Origin of the sequence: Halarsenatibacter silvermanii, from assembly GCF_900103135.1 — a bacterium.
Taxonomy (GTDB): Bacteria; Bacillota; Halanaerobiia; order Halanaerobiales; family Halarsenatibacteraceae; genus Halarsenatibacter; species Halarsenatibacter silvermanii.
The window spans coordinates 1-18,986 of record NZ_FNGO01000007.1; the positions used below are offsets into that span (position 1 = coordinate 1).

Annotated in this window: 17 protein-coding genes and 1 pseudogene; 10 read left to right on the forward strand and 8 right to left on the reverse strand. The window is 47.2% G+C overall.

Going from position 1 to position 18,986, the window contains the following annotated elements; translation table 11 throughout:
- The 3 genes from BLT15_RS04900 to BLT15_RS13725 all read left to right on the forward strand — a co-directional run.
- A partial coding sequence (locus BLT15_RS04900) for a DUF1670 domain-containing protein (RefSeq protein WP_143423017.1) occupies nucleotides 1–204 on the forward strand: 204 nt, incomplete at its 5' end.
- Between the two features lie 430 nt (nucleotides 205–634).
- Nucleotides 635–2,509 (forward strand): S-layer homology domain-containing protein, encoded by a 1,875-nt coding sequence (locus BLT15_RS04910; protein ID WP_159429822.1) that lies wholly within the window; start codon nucleotides 635–637, stop codon nucleotides 2,507–2,509.
- Between the two features lie 289 nt (nucleotides 2,510–2,798).
- On the forward strand, nucleotides 2,799–3,632 hold the full coding sequence (locus tag BLT15_RS13725) for a methyl-accepting chemotaxis protein (RefSeq protein ID WP_089759257.1): 834 nt from the start codon (nucleotides 2,799–2,801) through the stop codon (nucleotides 3,630–3,632).
- Nucleotides 3,633–3,766: 134 nt separating this feature from the next.
- On the opposite strand, the gene BLT15_RS04920 is transcribed toward BLT15_RS13725, so the two are convergent.
- The 4 genes and pseudogenes from BLT15_RS04920 to nagA form a co-directional block, all read right to left on the reverse strand.
- Nucleotides 3,767–4,717, reverse strand: a complete 951-nt coding sequence (locus BLT15_RS04920) for an alcohol dehydrogenase catalytic domain-containing protein (RefSeq protein WP_159429823.1) — start codon at nucleotides 4,715–4,717, stop codon at nucleotides 3,767–3,769.
- A 190-nt stretch (nucleotides 4,718–4,907) separates the two neighbouring features.
- Nucleotides 4,908–5,732 (reverse strand): xylulokinase, encoded by an 825-nt coding sequence (locus BLT15_RS04925; RefSeq protein WP_089759261.1) that lies wholly within the window; start codon nucleotides 5,730–5,732, stop codon nucleotides 4,908–4,910.
- Nucleotides 5,733–5,753: 21 nt separating this feature from the next.
- Nucleotides 5,754–6,448: pseudogene (locus BLT15_RS04930) on the reverse strand (FGGY family carbohydrate kinase); the annotation flags it as partial.
- 45 nt (nucleotides 6,449–6,493) lie between these two features.
- Nucleotides 6,494–7,660, reverse strand: coding sequence for an N-acetylglucosamine-6-phosphate deacetylase (gene nagA / locus BLT15_RS04935; RefSeq protein WP_089759265.1), 1,167 nt, complete (start codon nucleotides 7,658–7,660; stop codon nucleotides 6,494–6,496).
- Between the two features lie 218 nt (nucleotides 7,661–7,878).
- Here nagA and BLT15_RS04940 point away from each other — a divergent pair, with 218 nt between their 5' ends.
- From BLT15_RS04940 to BLT15_RS04960, 5 genes are all read left to right on the forward strand, one after another.
- The gene (locus BLT15_RS04940) at nucleotides 7,879–8,562 is read left to right on the forward strand and encodes an ABC transporter ATP-binding protein (protein WP_089759267.1); all 684 of its coding nucleotides are present in this window, start codon (nucleotides 7,879–7,881) and stop codon (nucleotides 8,560–8,562) included.
- Nucleotides 8,562–9,800: an ABC transporter permease gene (locus BLT15_RS04945; protein ID WP_089759269.1), complete on the forward strand. Its 1,239-nt coding sequence runs from the start codon at nucleotides 8,562–8,564 to the stop codon at nucleotides 9,798–9,800. The genes BLT15_RS04940 and BLT15_RS04945 overlap by 1 nt, the downstream gene beginning before the upstream one ends.
- Nucleotides 9,797–11,065, forward strand: a complete 1,269-nt coding sequence (locus BLT15_RS04950; RefSeq protein WP_089759272.1) for an ABC transporter permease — start codon at nucleotides 9,797–9,799, stop codon at nucleotides 11,063–11,065. The genes BLT15_RS04945 and BLT15_RS04950 overlap by 4 nt, the downstream gene beginning before the upstream one ends.
- Nucleotides 11,066–11,157: 92 nt before the next feature.
- Nucleotides 11,158–12,000, forward strand: a complete 843-nt coding sequence (locus tag BLT15_RS04955; RefSeq protein ID WP_089759275.1) for an outer membrane lipoprotein-sorting protein — start codon at nucleotides 11,158–11,160, stop codon at nucleotides 11,998–12,000.
- A 208-nt stretch (nucleotides 12,001–12,208) separates the two neighbouring features.
- Nucleotides 12,209–13,264: a hypothetical protein gene (locus BLT15_RS04960; protein ID WP_143423018.1), complete on the forward strand. Its 1,056-nt coding sequence runs from the start codon at nucleotides 12,209–12,211 to the stop codon at nucleotides 13,262–13,264.
- A gap of 28 nt (nucleotides 13,265–13,292) precedes the next feature.
- Here the strand turns inward: BLT15_RS04960 and BLT15_RS04965 are convergent, their stop codons facing one another.
- The 3 genes from BLT15_RS04965 to BLT15_RS04975 all read right to left on the reverse strand — a co-directional run bounded on the left by BLT15_RS04965 (nucleotide 13,293) and on the right by BLT15_RS04975 (nucleotide 15,492).
- Nucleotides 13,293–13,769: a flavodoxin family protein gene (locus BLT15_RS04965; protein WP_089759279.1), complete on the reverse strand. Its 477-nt coding sequence runs from the start codon at nucleotides 13,767–13,769 to the stop codon at nucleotides 13,293–13,295.
- 135 nt (nucleotides 13,770–13,904) lie between these two features.
- Nucleotides 13,905–14,837 (reverse strand): inorganic phosphate transporter, encoded by a 933-nt coding sequence (locus BLT15_RS04970; RefSeq protein ID WP_089759281.1) that lies wholly within the window; start codon nucleotides 14,835–14,837, stop codon nucleotides 13,905–13,907.
- Nucleotides 14,838–14,841: 4 nt separating this feature from the next.
- The gene (locus tag BLT15_RS04975; protein WP_089759283.1) at nucleotides 14,842–15,492 is read right to left on the reverse strand and encodes a DUF47 domain-containing protein; all 651 of its coding nucleotides are present in this window, start codon (nucleotides 15,490–15,492) and stop codon (nucleotides 14,842–14,844) included.
- 294 nt (nucleotides 15,493–15,786) lie between these two features.
- Here BLT15_RS04975 and BLT15_RS04980 point away from each other — a divergent pair, with 294 nt between their 5' ends.
- Both BLT15_RS04980 and BLT15_RS04985 read left to right on the forward strand, forming a co-directional pair.
- Nucleotides 15,787–16,566, forward strand: coding sequence for an SDR family oxidoreductase (locus BLT15_RS04980; protein WP_089759285.1), 780 nt, complete (start codon nucleotides 15,787–15,789; stop codon nucleotides 16,564–16,566).
- A gap of 63 nt (nucleotides 16,567–16,629) precedes the next feature.
- Nucleotides 16,630–17,691, forward strand: coding sequence for a zinc-dependent alcohol dehydrogenase (locus tag BLT15_RS04985; RefSeq protein ID WP_089759287.1), 1,062 nt, complete (start codon nucleotides 16,630–16,632; stop codon nucleotides 17,689–17,691).
- A gap of 374 nt (nucleotides 17,692–18,065) precedes the next feature.
- On the opposite strand, the gene BLT15_RS04990 is transcribed toward BLT15_RS04985, so the two are convergent.
- Nucleotides 18,066–18,896, reverse strand: a complete 831-nt coding sequence (locus BLT15_RS04990) for a hypothetical protein (protein ID WP_089759289.1) — start codon at nucleotides 18,894–18,896, stop codon at nucleotides 18,066–18,068.
- Nucleotides 18,897–18,986 lie beyond the last annotated feature (90 nt).

Below are 18,986 nucleotides of genomic sequence, written 5' to 3' on the forward strand. Positions count from 1 at the left end.
CAGCCTCCTGATATAGCCCGTAAGACCAATCATTCGCAGCAGGCTGTTGATAGATACATCAAAGACTATGAAAGAGTGAAATTTCTTGTCAGAAGAGGTATTGAACCCGCGCAAATACAGCATATGACTGGCAGAGGTAAATCAGTAATTGAGCAGTATATTGAGATTATAGAGCATTATCATCCCGATAATGGCAATGATTAAGAAGAAAGTTAATTCGATCTTCAGATTTTCATCAGGGGGTTAACCCCCTGATGAACCAGTCAACACCGTACAACCACGTCTAACCGCGGAACAGGGCGGACAAATGTCCTAAGTGTAACATATAAATTTTTGTAATGGAGCTAAAGGAAAATCAAAATATTTTTTGCCGAAATTCTTATCATTCCCGGCCAAATATGCGGCAGAGAGGAGCTGACCCCCTGAAAGCCGGAGCTGAGAGAATGATAGGTTCTATTGCGGCTTTAATTTTGGGCGGGCCCGGGATAAGGGATGAGGAAATACGGCAACTCATCGCAATCCCCCGGTCGGTCTGAGATGGGCCGGATGGAAAAGCAGCGATAAAGATGGAAAGCTGCGGAAGATGATCGATCTGGAGTAAAATAAAAAAATGCTGCAAGGGGGATTACAATCGATGAGAGATATTATTGTGACGGTGATTTTGGTGATGGCGCTGGTATTTATGGGGGGGCCAGCTGTGCAGTCGGCTTCACATCAGCTGGAGGATGTCGATGAGGACCACTGGGCCTATGAAGCTATAGAGCAGCTGGTGGCGGCGGGTATAGTTGAGGGTTATCCGGACGGTGAGTATAAAGGCGGGCAGACCATGACCCGTTATGAAATGGCCATGATTATACAGAGAACTCTTGATAATATCAACGCTGATATAGAGGCTCTTGAGGCGGATGTGGCTGATCTGGGAGACGGACTCAGCGCCGCCCAGGCGGCTGACGTGACGGAGATCGTCGAGGAGATGATCGCCGAGAAGATGCCTGAAGCATCGGAGGGTTTGACCGAAGAGCAGGCGGAGGATGTAACTGCTATAGTTAAGGCGCTGGTCGGTGAATTCGAAGAGGAGCTCGATGCGCTGGAGGCTGAGCTGGGAGCTTTGGAATATGCGATGGAAACTGAAACCGAAGCTCTCTGGGCTGAGACCGAGGGGATACAGGAGACTCTTGCGAGCATGGAGGGGAGAGTCGCTGAGCTTGAAGCCGGTGATAAAGAGTACGAGGGCTCGCTCACTCTGGAAATTGATTCGATCGAACAGAGAATTTCGCCCGAAACCGTAAGCGTCGATACCGATTTTAGCCTGACTTTCGATCACACTCATTATATCAGAGACGGCTTTACAGCCTACGTCGAGTGGTCGCCGGATGATACTGAAACACTGGGCGAAGGTGATGCTTTTGGCCTCATCTTCGAAGAAGAATTACACGGTATGCCTCAGCTAACATTCAAAGCCTATCATGATGATCTTTCTTCCTATAACGGCCATATCATGGATCAGCACAGAGATTACCATCTGGAAGGGGTATTTAATGTTGATGAGGATCTGGCTTTAACGCTGGGACTTGATGTGGATTATCTATTTGACAATGAAAGATACGATATGCATGATCAAGAATATGGGAAGATGGCTCATTTAGGTTTTGAGGGCTCTCAGGACAGGGTTGAGTTTGGTGGCAATTTTATTGATGGGGAGAGCAGGCAGTTTTATATCTATGAAGAGGTGTATGGAGAAACGTTTGAAGACGATGTTTGGGACGATCTTGACAGAGATTTTATTGATGAAAATGAGACGAGTTACGATTTTACAGCCTATGAAGTCAATTTTAAAGTCAGGGATGTCGTGGATAATCTGGATATCTACGGAGCCTATTATAAGTATGATGATGAGATGACGCTGGAGTCAGATGGAGATAAGATTGTCGATTATGATGAAGATTATGACGGGTGGGAGATTGGGTTTGATTATGATGTTGAAGACAGCCGTTATGATTTTGGTCTCATGTATGCCGACCTGGAGCTGGGTCAGTGGAAGTTTTCTGACGGTACGATGGCCGATTATCCCTATTTCGATTTAATTGAATTCAATAGAAGTTATTTTGGCGGCGATGGAGCCGAACTTGTCAGGGGCTCTTTCGGTGCAGGTGAATTTGCCGGCTTTGAACATGAATTTACAGTGGAGTACTGGAATACCGATGTTGATCTTGATTGGGAGGATTTTGAAGGTTATTACGGATATGACCCGGAAGATTTTGAGGATGGAGATTTTGAAATAGATTATGATGTCGAGGACTACGTTTTTGAGTGGAATAAAAGCAGATCACTGGGAGATAATACCGAGCTGGAGCTTATCACCACCTATGAGTACTTCGATGAGGATATACTCGATGAGGACGGGAATATAGATGTAAATGAAATGTTTTCCGATGATGGCCCGGATGGAGAGGAAAATGACAGAATTTCCTTCGAGGTAATTTTCCAGCACGAAATTATGAGCTGGTAAAATAATAAAACAATGATAAAAATCTTACCGCCGGTTGCTTCTTTACCGGCGGTTTTTCATGAATTTATTTTTCTGGCGGTCAGTCGTCCCGGCCTCGCAGCCAGAGAAGTTTGGGCAGGGTAAATCCTGTGAAATTCATTATGGCATATTTTATAAATATACTTTAACTATAACATTCAAAGTAAAAAATTTAAATTTTTAAACCGGGATATATGATCTATTATGACTTTAGCGGTACCTCTTTGATTGTTGATTTAGGACCGCTTTTTATTTTAATGGGGGTTATTAAATGAGTCTGCTGGAGAGTTTTATCGATGTGGCGCCGTATCTGAATGAACTGGTTACCCGTGATACGGCTGTGGCAGTTACCAATAGAAATGAGTATCTCTGTTATGAATCTGGAGAAAAGCTCGATCACGGCGTCTCAGCCGGAAAAGAGCTCAAAGAAGGCTCGCTGGTGGTCAGAGCGATGCAGCAGAGGGAAGTAGTTTCTGACCGGGTAGAAGACGAAGAGTTGTTCGGAGTAAAATATATCGGTGTGGCCCGGCCGGTGCAGAATGAATCGGGTGAGGTGATCGGAGCTGTATTTCTGGGCGAAAGCACCGACAGGCAGGACCACCTTAAGGAGATAGCCGGCGAAGTAAAGGAAAGCGTCAGTGATTTGAGGAAGGCTTCCGAAGAAATTTCCGCCCAGGCAGAGGAGCTGTCTGCCTCGATAAATGAACTGGATGATCTGGCAGGAGAGACAGATGAGGAGATGGAGAGCGTAGAAAAGGTCATAAATATGGTCAGAGATATTGCCTCGCAGACCAATCTTCTCGGGCTTAACGCCCAGATAGAAGCGGCCAGAGTAGGGGAAGAAGGAAGAGGTTTTGAAGTCGTGGCTCAGGAGATCAGAGAACTTTCCGAGCAGACCGAAAATTCGCTGGGTGAGATTATGGAAATAATGGGTAAGATAGAGGAACTCAGCGGCAGCATAAAGGATGTTACAGAGGATGTTCAGCAAATAGCCGACAGCCAGGCCGCCTATCTCGAAGAAACTTCAGCCTCCACTCAGGAGCTGGACGATATGGCCTCGACCCTCAATGATATGGCCAAGATGATAGATAGCAGGAATGATTAAGCATTTGGGAGCGAAGATGAGTTTTTGCTCTTTCTGCCCCGGACCGACAACGAAATCGCTCATGATATTTATGAAAGAGTAGAAAAGCGCTGCCTGGAGACAGGTCGATAAAACTCCGGCCTTGCTGGAATAAATTATGGCTTCAATATGACTTTGAGAGAGCTTTTTTGGGCTGCTTTCTTCAGGGCCAATTTAGCTTCGTCGAGAGAGTATTCGGCAGTGATCAGTTCTTCCAGATGCAGATCATTTCTTGCGAGCAGATTGAGGGCCGGGGCAAAGGGGCCGCAGCGCGAACCCAGCAGCTGAATTTCATCTATGGCCAGATCAGCCAGGTTGATCTCATGGCTTTGGGCGGTGGTGGTTTTATATATTATTTTACCGCGGGGAGCTGTCAGCTGCAGGGCTTTTTCCAGACCAGAGGTACTACCGGAAGCCTCGATAACGACGGGAAGATCGGTATGTTTTTCGGCAGGGAAGTCAGCTTCCAGGTGAGCGGTAATTCCAGGCAGATCGAGAGTGGCCAGCTTATCCTGATGACGGCCTATCACTTCGATAGAATAACCCATTCCCCAGAGCGCTCTGGCCGTGACCAGGCCCAGCCTGCCGTCGCCGATGATAGTTATCGGCTCCGATGGTTTGAGATGATATTGTTCGGCAATTTCCACCGCGGCGGCCAGCGGCTCGGTGAAGACGGCTTCGTTATCGGTGATGCTTTTGGGGACGAGGTGAACATTTGAGCGGGGGAGTGTCAAAAATTCGGCAAAAACCCCATCGCGCCGGCGCATACCCAGAGTCTCGATGTTAAGACAGTGTTTGTATTGATTTTTCTGGCAGCGGGAGCATTCCCAGCAGGGAATATTTATCTCTCCCACCACTCTTTTCCCTTCCAGACCGCCGGACGGATCATTTTCGACCACGCCTACAAATTCATGACCCAAAACTCCGCTGAAATTTATCATTCCCTCTATAACTTCGAAATCAGTGCTGCAGATACCAGCCTTTTTGACCCTGATCAAAATTTCATCACGGTCGGGATCCGGCCGTGGCACAGGAGTATCTCTTAGTTCAACGGTCCCTTTATCCACTATCAGAGCTTTAATTTTTGTAACCCCCCTGCTGAAAAGCACTAAAAGTATTAAATATTTAATTTAGCTCAAAATTATAGTATCAAAATTTGTAAAAGGGTGTCAAACAATCCTAACCGCCGGTCGATTTTTTGCCGGCGGTTTTTCTGGCTGAGTTAATTTTTTCGGAAGAATTTGAGCTATCGAGCTTTCAATCCAGGCTGCGGCGCAGATCATTCAGCCTGTGCATTTTATCGCGGTTATCCCGGTAGAGATCCTGGTAGATTTCGAACATTTCCCCGTAAAGCGATGAATTTTCATCTGCAGGTTGAAAGCATTTATAATTTTTGCGGTTTTGTTCCAGCGCTTTTTTTACTCCGTTTATCAATCCGGCCGACTCACCGGCCAAAAGAGCTGCCCCGTAGGCCGGTCCCCGGAGCCTGTCGCAGCTGTAAACGGGAATTTTTAGAATATCGGCCAGTATTTGCGGCCAAACTTCACTGCGGGCCCCTCCACCGCTGAGATAAATTTTTTCCGGCTCGCCGGCTGTCGCGCGCATGAGAGAAAGATTCCACCGCATAGCCATCGCCACCCCTTCCATGACGGCCCGCAGCAGATGCTGCTGTTCATGAAAATCTTTAAGTCCCCAGAAGGAAGCCGAGGCCTGGGGGTCGTTGATAGGCGATCTTTCTCCCAGAATATAGGGGAGATAAATAAGTCCCTGGCTGCCCGGTGGAATTTCTCTGACGGCATCTTCCCGGGATTTGAGAAAGTCTCCGTCCTTTTGCTCGGTTTTAATAATATTTTCCAGCAGCCATCTGAGATTATAACCCGCAGCCAGCACAGCTCCCATTATAAACCACTGTCCTGGACGGGCAAAAGCCATAGTGTGCAGGCGAAGATCAGCCTCTACTTCGAAGCTGTCCATCGGCATAATAATCTGTCCGGCGGTTCCCAGGGAAATTCCGGCTGTATCGCTGTCGGTAACGCCGCTGGCCAGAGCTGTCAGAGGAGCATCACCTCCGCCGATAATCACGGGAATTTTCCTGCCTTTTTTCCAGCCGAGGTTTTCTCTTATCTCCTGTTTGAGTGTTCCCAGCGCTGATCCTGGCGGTTTCAGTTCGGGCAGCAGATCTGATTCTATGTTGAATTTATCAAGTACAGTCCGGCTCCATTCTTTTTTTCCACAACGAAGATAAGAGTGCCGGAGGCATCGGTATAGTCGGTTGCTATATTACCGGTCAGATGGTAGCCGAGATAATCCTTCGGCAGCATAACCCTGTTCAGCTTTTTCCATATTTCCGGTTCCTGACGGCGGAGCCATAAAAGCTTCGGGAGGGTGAATCCGGTTACTGCAGGGCTGCCGAGCTTTTTTAGCTCGGATTGAGAAAGGGAGTCTTTTATTTGTTTTACTTCCCGGCGCGGGCGATTATCGGCCCAAATTATAGCCGGGCGCAGCACCTGCATATCACTATCGCAGGGCACGAGGCCATGCATCTGACCGCTTATACCCAAAGCCTCCGGTCCGTCGTTATTGCCGGCGGGATTTTTCTTCTTGAGTTTTTCACTTACCTCCTGCAGAGCTTTTAAAGTTTCGCCAGACCAGTGATCAGGATTTTGTTCTGCAGCTTCCGGTTCGGGCTTTGAGGTTGGATAGGAGCGGCCTGTTTCGGCTATAATGCTGCCGTCTTTGCTTATCGCTGTTACTTTAACGCTGGAGGTCCCGAGATCGATGCCGATTGAATGCTTCAAGATTGATTTCCTCCTTTTGGTGATCGAAATTTTTGCGGGAGATCATCACGAGAGATCATCATATACAGGGCGACCTCCCAGAAATGTCATTCTAACATCTAAATTTTCATCGAGAACCGCTATATCGGCTCTATTTCCGGGCATGAGACGACCTCTATCCTTCAGACCGAGCAGGCTGGCCGGTTCGGTGCTTACCAGTTTGCAGGCCTCGGTCAGGTCGAGATCGGCGAATGAAATTATATTTTTGAGAGCCTGGTTCATGGTCAGAGTGCTGCCGGCCAGATTGCCCTCCTGAGTTCGGGCCACTCCCTCTTTTATTACCACTTTGCGGCCGCCGAGATCATAACTTCCGTCCGGCTTACCGCAGGCGCGCATGGCATCGGTTATGAGGACAGTATTTTTATAATGGCGGCTCTTGAGAACAAATTTGATCACAGCTGGATGCAGATGAATCCCGTCCGCTATAAGTTCGACATAGCGGTTTTCAGCTTCCAGAAAAGCTCCCACTATTCCGGGCCGGCGGTGATGAAAACCTTCCATGCCATTGAAGAGATGGGCTCCTAATTTGAGACCGGCTGAGAAAGCTTCCTGCATCCTTTCATAGGAAGCTGCTGAATGAACAGCTCCGACCACGATCGAATTGCTGACGGCATATTCTATCACTTCCAGGCTGCCCTCGAGCTCGGGTGCCAGAGAAATTAGTTTGAGGTTTTTCCCGAGCAGCTGATGCCATTTCTGTAATTCCTCAACATCCGTCGGCCTGATGAAATTTTCATTCTGAGCGCCTTTCTTTTCCCGGTTTATAAAAGGGCCTTCCATATGCACTCCGATAAGATTCTGATTCTGGCCGGATTGGAAGAAATCGGCCAGGTTTCGGCACAGTTTGAGAGTTTTGCTTCTGGGGCTGGTCAGGATAGTTCCCAGATATCCGGTTGTTCCCTGACTAAGCTTGAACCGGGAAATATTCTGCCAGTCTGCAGGAGTTCCGTCGGTAATATCGCTGCCGGCGGCACCGTGGATATGAATGTCGATAAATCCGGGCAGGGCGTAATAATTTCCGGCGAATTCAAAGACATCGGCCTGCTGATCTTCAGAGCTAAAATCAACCTGTTCAATGGAGACGATTCTATCATTTTTGATAACAACCCGGGAATTCTTATAAATATTTTGGGGGCCTACCACATTTATATCCCTGAGAATTTTTTTAGTCATTGCGTTAAATTTGCCTCCCTCCTGCTTAAATTATATCAGGGGTGAAGTTATTTTTTAATAGGTTAAAAAAAACTTCATTTAGTTATCCTAATTTTATTGACGTCCGCTGCCGGCCGGTGATATACTATAATTAAGTGAAATTTTATAAATTTATTATATGTATGTCAATTTCAGATTCAGATGAGGAAGGATAAATTGACCGGGGAGGAACAGCTTAAATGACGCTGGTAAAGCTTATATCCGTGGAGAAAATTTATAGACAGGGAAAAGTGGAGGTTCCGGCTCTGCGCGGTGTCGACCTGGAGATTACCCGCGGGGAATTCACCACGGTTTTTGGTCCTTCGGGTTCAGGTAAAACAACCCTTTTAAATCTCATCGGGGCGCTGGATAGGGTTACTTCTGGCAGCATTATTTTTGAAAGCCAAAAGCTCGAAAATCTTGATAAAAACGACCTGGCCCTTTTCAGAAGGCGCGAGATAGGTTTTATCTTTCAGAGCTATAATTTGATACCGGTCTTTTCTGCTAGAGAAAACGTCGAATTTGCCCTGCGCATAGCAGGCGGAGAAAAAAGCAGAGAAAAAGCCATGAAACTGCTGGAAGATGTCGGTTTAAAGGGGATGGAGGAGAGAAAGCCGTCTGAACTTTCGGGAGGACAGAAACAGCGGGTTGCTGTTGCCCGGGCGCTGATCAAACAACCCGGCCTGGTGCTGGCCGATGAGCCTACTGCCAATCTGGATTCTGAAACAGGCCGGGAGGTCCTGGATATGATGCTCGATATGAATGAGACGCTGAATACCACCTTTCTTTTTTCCACTCACGATCCAATGGTGATGGATTACGCACGGAGATTGCTCGAACTCAAAGACGGCCGCGTCGTTCAGGACAAAAAGAGGGGATTTTGATGTATCCGCTGCGTCTGGCCTTTCGTAACCTTTTTCGCCGGAAACAGAGAACTCTTTTAGCTTCCGGAGTTCTGGCTTTAGCCGTCTTTATTTTTTTGGTCATCGATTCTTTTATGCTGGGAATGATGGAACTTTCTTTCGGCAATCTTATCGATTTTGAGACGGCTCACCTGCAGCTGGCCCGGAAGGATTTTTTTGAAGAGGAAGAATATCTTTCTCTCGATGAAGTGTTTGTATTTGATCGGAAAATGAGGGATGAACTTGCACGGGAAAAAGCGGTCGAATCTTTCACCCCGCTGATTGAGTTTCAGGCCGAAATAATAGCCGGCCGGGAGGACTTTCCGGTCAGAACCACAGCTGTGGAACCGGATAGTTTTAGTGAGGTGATGCGGGTGCCGGAATATCTGGTGGAAGGAGAATTCCTCAAACCTGGCGATAGAGGTGCAGTAATCGGCAGCGATCTGGCAGAGCTAATGAACCTGGAAAAGGGGGATATTTATACCCTTCATTTTCGAGATGCAGCCGGAGCTTATAATGTCATGCAGGGTGAAGTGCGGGGCATAATTTCCACCCCCTCTCCCCGCCTCAATCGAAATACCGTGCTGGTTTCACGCGAATACGGAAAAACGGCGGCAGGAGTGGCAGACAAAGCCGTCAGTCAGGTCAAGGTACGGCTCAGCGATAGAGAACTGGCGGAAGCAGCTGCCCGTCGGCTTGATAAAAATATGGGGGCAGAAATTTCAGCCAGATATTACCGTGAAACTTCGGATATTCTCGAAGCAATGGAGAGCTGGATAAGGCTGGAAAACTTCGTTATTCTGGGCCTTATCCTGGTGGTGGGGGCGATAGGTATCGTCAATGTTGTGGTGCTTTCAGCTTTAGAACGCATGGAGGAGATAGGATTGATGAAGGCCATGGGACTTTCCGAAAAGCAGATTGTAGGAGTTTTTGCCATGGAAGCAGCAGGCATAGGAATTATCGGAGGCATACTGGGCTGTGTCTCCGGGGCGGCTGCAGTGGCCTTGCTGGCTGAATTCGGCCTCGATCTGGAAATTTTCTACGGTGAAGGAGTCCATGGTCTGGGTATACCGGTTTTGGAAAGGCTTTATGGGGTGTGGAATCCACGGGCATTTATCTTTGTATTTATATTCGTCGTGCTGCTGGCTGTTGTGATCAGCTTAATTCCTTCGATCTGGGCAGCAAGACAGGATCCCATAGAAGCAATTCGTGGAGGATGATGTTGATGCTTTATTTTGCCGGTCTGGCGGCCCGCAATTTAAAAAGAAATTTGATCAGAACTGCCATAGCCATAGCTGCGGTGGCGGCGGTTGTCGCCATAGTTGTATTTGGGCGGGGATTGATGGTGGGATTTACCGAGAGCTCCTTTCGCATGTATATCGACAATGAGCTCGGTCACGTGCGGCTGCTCAATCAGGATTATGCCGGTCGGGAGATTTTGCTTTCGCTCGAGCACACAATCACCGGTCCTCTGGAGTTAGATTTAGCAGAATTTCTGCTCGAACTCGAGGAGCTGGAGGAGACCAGGCATATTCTCCCGCGGATCAGATTCGGGGCTGCAGCCAGCGTGGATGATGATCTCATCAGAATGATCGGTGTCGGTGTTGATTTCGAACGGGAATCAGCTCAGGGAGCACTGATCGATAATATAGAGGAAGGGCGGAAGCCAGAAAAGAATGGTGAGATTATCATCGGCAGGGATCTGGCTGAAAAGCTGGGAGCTGAAAGGGGGAGCCGGGTTACCTTTATTTTTTCCGATGCGTTTCAATCCGTGCGCGCGCGAACATTCGAGATCGTCGGCTTAAGAAGAACCGGCGCGAGCGATATTGACGAACGCTTTTTTTATCTTTCCCTGGCCGAGGTTCAGCGTATGCTCGATCTCGAAGGGGAGGTCACCGAGATCATGGTTTTCGCTGAAGACGCCGGCCGCGCTGAAAAATTAAGCCAGTCGCTCGACAGCTGGCTTGCGGGTTTAGAACTCGACCGATATAAATCGGTGGCCTGGAACCGCGCCGATCCTTTTGTGGAGATCATGCTCGAGTACGACAATCTGATGAATTTTGTTTATGTTCTCTTTATTTTAATGGGGGCTGTGGTGGTGATCACCACTCTTTTTATGATAATCAGGGAACGCAAAGAGGAGATAGGTATGATGGCTGCTCTGGGGCTGAGAGAGCGCGATATAATGACGATTTTCACGCTGGAAGGTGCTTTCATCGGGTTGACAGGCAGTCTGCTGGGAACTTCACTGGGCGGATTTATTAATTTTTATCTTTCGCGCCAGGGGCTGCAGGCTGAAGCACTCACAGATCTCATCGACGGAATAGATCTGATGATGGAGCCGATAATTTATACTTCCTATAATCTGGAAAATCTGCTTTTTAGTTTTGCGCTGGGCTCAATAATAACGATTTTAGCCTCGCTTTATCCTGCTTTCAGGGCTGCTCGACTGGATCCTGTCGAGGCCTTGCAAAGGGATAGATAGACCTGCCAAGTATAACTAAATAAAACTTTTTGACACACCCATTTACCAGGAGAAGCAAAGAAAATCATCAATATTATGGAGCTGATTTTATCATGACTCTGTCGACTGAGCTTTTGAAAAATTTGCGAGGGCTTTTGATCTGCTTTCTGGCGGCGATGATTCTGATTTTCTCAGCTTTTTTTGCTCCTGAAATTTATGGAGAAAATAACAATCTGGAGAGGGAGGCGGCCGGGGAAGAGAAAGTTGAATTGACCGGCGAGGAGATAATGGATAGGGTGGATGATAACCAGTTTATGGCTGAGGCCAGATATGAAGCTGAGATGGTAATTGTTTCGGGGAGAAGAGAGACAAAAAAAGAACTGATAACTCATCTCAAAAGCGACGGAGAGAGGACCGATGCCCTGGCGGAATTTGTTAATCCTCGCGATCGAGGCACCAGATATCTACTGCTCGATGAGGATATGTGGATGTATTATCCTGATGCGGAGGACCTGGTGAGGATATCCGGTCATATGCTGGAACAGGGCATGATGGGCAGTGATTTTTCCTATCAGGATGTTCTGGAGATGGAAAAATTGACTGACCTTTACGACTTTGAGCTGGAGGGAAGAGATTTTCTTTTTGAACGCCCTGTGTATGTCATCAAAGCGGCGGCGGCCGAAGGGGAGGAGCCAGCCTATCACACCCGCAGGCTCTGGGTCGACAGCGAAAGATTTGTGATTTTGAAGGAGCATATGTATGCCCGGGAGGGACGTCTTTTAAAAGAGATGATCACAAAAAAAGTGGAAGAAGTGGAAGAAGGGCGGTTTATGCCGGTTGAGATGGTGATGGAGGACAAATTAAGGCAGGATACCGAAACCGTCTACAGAATAACCGAGCTGGATCTCGGTTACAGGGTTCCTGAAGGCATGTTGACGCTGGATGAGCTGCAGTGAGCGGTCAGCAGAGCTCTTAAAGAATAACTCTTAAAGGATAAAAAGAGGAACAGAGAAAGCCAGGGGAACAGAGGTGAGCATTTTGGACTCTTCAAACGCGAATCAATCTGAGAATGGTTTTTTGAAAAATAAATCTATCCCCGGTTTTTTTACAGTGCTGTTCCTGATATTATTCTTGTTTTTTCCGCCGGGATTTTTGCCAGGCCAGATGATAACTTCTGTTCCCGGACTTCAGGCTGTGGAAATAGGGGGAGAACTGGAAATGCGGACGGGACTATTTTATGATGACAGATGGTTCGGGACGTTTTATGGTGCTGGCGAACTGGAGTTTTTTATTCCGCCGACCGAACGCATCCGGCCGCGGCTGGTGCTGGCCGGTCATCTGTCGGATCCACCGGGGGGCGAACGCAGAGATGAACTGGAAATAAAATATTCCTACCTGCGCTACCGCCAGGATAAAGGACATATTACTCTGGGCCGGCAGCCGATATCCTGGTCCTATGGAGCCATGCTCAATCCTTTTGATTATGGCTTCGGCGTCGAAGAACTGGCAGGGGAGACGATCAGCCCCGCCGCTGATGGAGTTAGATATTTGCGTCGGCTGGGCAAAGGACGCAGCCTGCAGGGGATGGTGGAATTCGATGAACCAGCTGCTGAACTTTTCACCGAGCTGGGTTATGGATTGAGACTGCGCCTGCCGCGGCCTGAACGCGATTTGAGCTTTAACGCAGCCTATCAACCCCTCAAAAAGGAGGACAATCTGTTAAGGCTGGGCGCTGCTTACAGCGCTGATGCTGGCAGCGCGGGCATTTATGGTGCTCTCGGTTATTATCGCCTGAGAGAATCAGGAAGAGAAGATTACCCGCTGCAGGTGGGGATGGATTACAGCTGGACTATCGGCTCCAGATATCGCGATCAGAATCTTTATCTGCAGGCAGAATACATAAGATTTATCGATAGAGAGCTGGGCTCAGTATTTTTTCGTCAGCTGGCGGAGGAGGCCGGCGAATTCAGGATTGCTGGAGGTGAAGAGGCAGATATCTACGACCTGCTGGCTGTAAATTTAACTGCAGATGTAGATCCTTTTTCTCAGATCGGAACTGCTCTGATCTTTGAGACAGGTGAAAATTCGGGGGCGTTTTCGCCTTATTATTTAACAGATCTGGGAGGAGATTTAGAGCTGAGACTGGAAGGCAATTTGCTGCGCAATCAAAAGGGCCAGACCAGCAGCGGGGTCACCGCCGGCCTGACCTATTATTTCTAAAACCTTATTATATGCAGTTTATTTCAGTTTAATCTTCCGCAACTATTGTGGCTATTTCTCTTCCAACCTGTCTGCATTCCTCTTTTTTGTCGGCGCCGGGTTCGCCCACACTGACCGGCCCGTAATGACCGATATCGTGGAATCCTTTCACTGTCATGCCGTGAACCATCATAGCTTTGACAAGGGTGAGGCAGGTGGTCTCCGAACCTCCCCCTTCAATGCCGCAGGAAGCGAAAGCAGCTCCATATTTGCCGGACAGGTCGCCGTGCACACTTATGCTTTCATCGAGAAATTCTTTCATGGGGGCGGCAACAATGCCATAGTAGGTTGGAGAACCTAAAATTATACCCTCGTACTCGGTCAGATCGGCAGGGTCGAATTCAGCGACTGAGGCGAGTTCAACCTCCACATCGCCTTCATATTCTTCCATGCCGGCGCGGACGGCTTCGGCCATGGCTTCGGTGTTGCCGGTTTTGCTGAAATAAATTACAGCCACACTGCTCATAATAACCCTCCTGTTTTTTAGAAAAACTGACTAATGTTCTGCTGCCAGAAAGAGACAGGCGGTTAGCACAACTGATAAACAGTCGGGCTAACCGCTTATTACTATATCAAAATCTGCTGTCTTTATCCAGCGGTTTCAGCCGACCAGGGTAGTGGCAGAAAGATGCAGCAGTATTCCTGCGATAAGCCCGATCGTGGGAGTTAATATCCAGGCCAGAAATATATTTCTGGTGGTCTCCCAGTCGAGCATGTTGGTTCCTTTGACAAATCCGACTCCTATCACGCCGCCGACAATAGCCTGAGACGAGGACACTGGAATGCCTATGCGAGCGTAAATATAGAGGGTAATCGAATGGGCCAAAACTGTTATCAGCGCGGTTAGAGGGGTCAATTTGGTGATGCGCTCTCCCACCGTTCTCATCACTCCCCGGCTGTATGCGCAGCCGATGCCGATAGCCATTCCCCCGATCACACCGCCGATCTGTGGTTCGAACATACCGGCCTCGACATAAACTCCTATCACGTTGGCCACATTATTGGCGCCCAGAGAGTAAGCTCCGTATATACCAGCGACTATTAAACCGATTCTCACAAAATACTCAAAACGCTGCATGTTGTTAATGCGCGCTTCTATAAAAACTCCGTAAATCCTATATAAAAGATAGGCGATGATCATGGCCCCGATGGGAGTGGTTATCCAGGCTGCCACGATGGGAATGAGCGGGGTAAAATCCACGTCGCCGGCCAGTATATTGCCGCCGATAATCGATCCCACCACGGCCTGAGAGGTAGATACGGGCAGTTCCAGATAGGTCATTCCTGTAACCGTCACCGCTGCTGCCAGCGAGCTTATGAAGGCGGTCAGAAGAGTTTGATCGGCCAGACGGCCGTAGGTTTCCATGCCGCCGGCACCCTCCAGGCCGGCGCCCAGAATGACGAAAATGGTGGTGAGCAAAATGGCTGTCTGAAACTTTACCACCCGCGTGTAAACCGCCGTCCCGAAAATATTGGCCGCGTCATTGGCTCCCAGCGTTCCTCCCAGATAGATTCCTGAAAGCAGATACCACATGACGTCAGCCCTTCCTGACCGAGACGATCGTTTCCATGTTATCGCCGACGTTTTCGATGATGTCGGCGGTGTCCGAGACGTTTTTTATCAGGCTGTGGTGAGCCATCTTTTCTCCAGCACTGATGTTTTCTGTTCTTCCTACTGCTCTGGTGATTTCCTCCTCGATAGCATCCACCTTCGATTCTATTTCCTCCAGCTCCCCGGCATAAACGATTGCCCTGGTCATATCTTCAAAAAGAACTCCAACTCCTCTGGTCATCTTTTCATACTGATCTTCTATCAGTTCCGTCATCTTCTGAAGTTTCTCTTCGTCCAAACAGCAAAAATCGAGGTGAAGAAATATAATTTCATCCAGCATATCCTCGGTATGATCGGCTATATCATCAATAGCCTCTATGAGATTGAGCATGTCTATGCGGGTATTGGGCATCAGCGAGCCGCTGATAATATCGTTGACTATTTCACGCCGGATGCTGTCTGCTTCCGTCTCGCTTGTCTGTACACTTTTATTGAGTTTGCGAACTCTATCGGTCTCTCCCTCTTCGAGATAGGACAGCATAGCCTGAAAAGAACAGCTCATGCAGTCGCCAACTTTTTCCATGAGATCGTCGAAATTTGACTCTATCCTGTTAAAATCTCCCCATAATCTGCTCATAATATTTCCCACCTTTTGTTAAGTGTTGTGAAAGCAAATTTTATTCGAGTTGAGCGCCACCTCCAGTGCAGAAGTGAAAAAGTTGGATTAAAAAAACAGAGAAAACCCACCCGGTCGGTCTCCCGACTTTTAAGCAGGCCTTCTCTTAGGTTCTTGACCTCTAATATTTAAGGAATGATAAAGTTTTTTAAATTCTACAATTGCACTCATAATTATATTATTTTAACGGGAGGCTGTCAAGCTTTTATTAAGACAAATTAGAACAAAATAATTATAGGCTGGGGGAATGATGTCATGTCAAATTTATTTGATGATTTTAGGCTGGAAGGCAAAACAGCGCTGGTTACAGGAGCGGCTAGAGGTCTGGGAAAAGCCATGGCAGAAGGGTTGATGGAAGCTGGAGCCGATCTGGTAATACCCGATATTGAAATCGAAAAGGCTCGGGAGACGGCCGAGATTTTGCGTGAACGATGGGAAGGAGGGGTTCTGGTCACAAAAACAGATGTCACCGATAAAAATGCTGTAAAAGAGATGACTGATAAAACTTTAAAAGAATTTAATTCTCTGGATATACTTGTTAATAATGCCGGGATAGTTATCAATAAACCGGCTGAAGAGATGTCCTTTGAAGAATGGAAAAGAGTAATAGATGTAAATTTAAATGGTGTTTATCTTTGTTCCAGAGAAGCTGCCAGACCTATGATTGAGCAGGAATCGGGGTCTATAATCAACATAGCTTCTATGTCCGCGAAAATAGTCAATAATCCTCAACCTCAGGCCAGTTATAATGCCTCAAAAGCAGGGGTGGAGCATCTCACTCGCTCTCTGGCAGCAGAATGGGCAGAATATAATATAAGAGTAAACTGCATTTCACCCGGCTATATGAGAACTGAGATAACCAAAAAATTTGAGGATAAGGATTATGTTCAGGATAAATGGATAGAGCCCACTCCTATGAAAAGAATGGGAGAACCCGAAGAGTTAAAGGGAGCGGCTGTTTATCTGGCTTCAGAAGCTTCCAGCTTTATGACCGGACATTCACTGGTTATCGACGGCGGTTATACTATTTATTAAAGTTTTTTTAAGCTCGGACCCGGACTTTACTGCAGCACAAATAATTAATTCAAAGGTGATATTATGGCCACTATGAAGGAAATTGAACTGGTGGATATAGAAAAATTTGCAGAAAAAGAGGTTGAAATTCCCGAGGTCGGTCCGGATCAGGTTTTGATAGAACCCGAAATATTTGGAATATGCGGCTCTGATGTCCATTCCTATACCGGTCACCATCCTTTTGTCGATCCTCCTATCGTATTGGGGCATGAGTATTCGGGAATCGTTCGCAAAGTCGGTGAAAATGTTGATGATCTGGAAATAGGTCAGCGGGTAACTTCTGAAATAGTTATCAACTGCGGAGTATGCCATAACTGTCGTGACGGCAGATATCAAATTTGTGAAAACGGAAAATATCTGGGAAATGTAGGCTGGAATGGAGCCATGGCTGAATATCTGGTTATGTATGCAGATAAAGTTCATAAGCTCCCTGAAGAGCTGACTTCGCAGCAGGGAGCTATGGTTGAGCCCGCAGCTGTTGGGATTCATGCAGTCAGAAGATCTGATTTTCAGGTGGGTGATACGGCCCTGGTCCTGGGAGCGGGAGTTATAGGTAATTTAACCGCCCAGGCCTTGAAAGCTGCCGGAGCCAGCAGAGTTATTATCACAGATGTTATTGATGACAGGATTGAAAAAGCCAAAGAAACTGGCTGCAATGAGGCTTTAAATTCAGCCGATATAGACCTGCCGAAGTGGATAGAGGATAATCTCGGACGTGAAAATCTCAAAATTATTTTTGACTGTGTGGGGATTGAGCAAACACTTGATACAGCAATAAATATTGCCAGAAAGGGTTCGCAGATAATAATGGTCGGCGTCCCGCCTCCTACTGAAATTCCGGTAAATATGGCTTTCGTTCAGGATCGAGAGCTGGAAATTATAGGCAGTCTGCAGTATATTGATAAGGATTACATCAGAGCTATAAACTTTATAAATGACGGGAGGCTGACTGTCGAGCCGCTTATCACACATGTGCTGCCGCTAGGTGAATACGAAAAGGGATTCGAGCTGGCCGGAAGTCAGGACGCGGCCCAAAGCGGCAGGATGAAAGTCATGCTCGAGCATGACTGGGAAGAGCAGGGTTGAAGAATCTGCCAGCTTTTATTGAGTATTGAAGTTTATAACTACCCATTCAGCATACCCTGGATAGTAGTTTCTGCAGCTGGCTGCTGTCTGCACTGCCGATAGCGGCCTCGTGGCAGCATTGGGGCCCAATTTACTTCCTCCCTGTGGGTTTAAACTCAATAATGCCACTCTTTTTTGAACAGGTCAAGGTAATTATATCGTATGGTGGCTATTTTGTGGAGCTAAGAATTTTATGAGATGATAAAAAAATATTCACCAATATCAAAAAAACCATGAGGAGGTTTGATTACCCCTCATGGTTTTTTTGATGAATCTTCCCGAAAGGAAGAGTATGTCCTGTATGGAGCTGGTCAAATATCTCAGATGCTCCAGCATCACAGCTGCTCCCTTAAAACATTAATCTCTTCGTAAAGATCAGAGCCTGCTTCGGTATAATCTTCGGAGGTTTCCAGAAGATTGCTGATAGAATTTTTCAGCTTATCAGTTTTAATATCACCCCTGAGCTCCTCCTCCAGCAGGGAAGCAAAAAGATCAGCTGTTTCCTCATCCTGAATGTCATCGGTCTGCTGTTCATCGTCGAGATAGATTGTCAATGATTCGGCCAGCTTTAAAAAGACCCGTCCTCTCTCTTTATCGCTGCGCGCGGTCAGTCCTCCGAGATTTTCCAGTTTTTCCTGATAGTTTAGTTCTTTTAAATCCAGATAAAGTTCGGCCAGATCCATATCTTCGGAAAAATCTCCCTGGCTCAAATTATTCAGCTGCTGATCTATATCTTCCAGCTTTGACTCGGTCTGTTTTGTTTTAATTTCAAAATCATAGGAGAAATCTTCCGCAGGGCCATAATCCTCACGGAAATGCTCGAGCAGATTCAGCGTTTCGTCGAGACTTTTTTCCGCTGAGAACTTTTCCGGCTCATTTTCAGCTCTCTCCTTGAAATTTTCCAGAAGGCTCACGTATGTCAGTATCCTGGCCTGTTCATCCCCGCGGATTAACTCATCCAGACCGGAAATGATGGCGTCGGTCACTTTATATTGGGTTTCGTTTTCCGCCAGGCTTTTTGCTATTTCCTGCCAGTCAGATGGCAGGTCTGTGTCTGCAGTTTCTCCGGCCTCTACGATGGAGATTGGCGGAACTGTTAAAAACAACAAAAGGGCGATTAATATGATTAGAACAGATGATTTTAAAACCGATCGAAGAGAAAACATTAGATAACTCCCAGCAGAATAAATACAATCACGAGCAGCAAAACTGCTTCCATTTAATCCACCTCCTTAACTGCTTTCCAATTTTTATTT

Excerpts from the sequence above, each read along its gene's own strand:
- BLT15_RS04910 (WP_159429822.1), top strand. The coding sequence starts at position 635 with ATGAGAGATATTATTGTGACGGTGATTTTGGTGATGGCGCTGGTATTT.
- BLT15_RS13725 (WP_089759257.1), top strand. The coding sequence starts at position 2,799 with ATGAGTCTGCTGGAGAGTTTTATCGATGTGGCGCCGTATCTGAATGAA.
- nagA (WP_089759265.1), bottom strand. The coding sequence starts at position 7,660 with ATGACTAAAAAAATTCTCAGGGATATAAATGTGGTAGGCCCCCAAAAT.
- BLT15_RS04940 (WP_089759267.1), top strand. The coding sequence starts at position 7,879 with ATGACGCTGGTAAAGCTTATATCCGTGGAGAAAATTTATAGACAGGGA.
- BLT15_RS04945 (WP_089759269.1), top strand. The coding sequence starts at position 8,562 with ATGTATCCGCTGCGTCTGGCCTTTCGTAACCTTTTTCGCCGGAAACAG.
- BLT15_RS04950 (WP_089759272.1), top strand. The coding sequence starts at position 9,797 with ATGATGTTGATGCTTTATTTTGCCGGTCTGGCGGCCCGCAATTTAAAA.
- BLT15_RS04955 (WP_089759275.1), top strand. The coding sequence starts at position 11,158 with ATGACTCTGTCGACTGAGCTTTTGAAAAATTTGCGAGGGCTTTTGATC.
- BLT15_RS04960 (WP_143423018.1), top strand. The coding sequence starts at position 12,209 with ATGATAACTTCTGTTCCCGGACTTCAGGCTGTGGAAATAGGGGGAGAA.
- BLT15_RS04965 (WP_089759279.1), bottom strand. The coding sequence starts at position 13,769 with ATGAGCAGTGTGGCTGTAATTTATTTCAGCAAAACCGGCAACACCGAA.
- BLT15_RS04970 (WP_089759281.1), bottom strand. The coding sequence starts at position 14,837 with ATGTGGTATCTGCTTTCAGGAATCTATCTGGGAGGAACGCTGGGAGCC.
- BLT15_RS04975 (WP_089759283.1), bottom strand. The coding sequence starts at position 15,492 with ATGAGCAGATTATGGGGAGATTTTAACAGGATAGAGTCAAATTTCGAC.
- BLT15_RS04980 (WP_089759285.1), top strand. The coding sequence starts at position 15,787 with ATGTCAAATTTATTTGATGATTTTAGGCTGGAAGGCAAAACAGCGCTG.
- BLT15_RS04985 (WP_089759287.1), top strand. The coding sequence starts at position 16,630 with ATGGCCACTATGAAGGAAATTGAACTGGTGGATATAGAAAAATTTGCA.
- BLT15_RS04990 (WP_089759289.1), bottom strand. The coding sequence starts at position 18,896 with ATGTTTTCTCTTCGATCGGTTTTAAAATCATCTGTTCTAATCATATTA.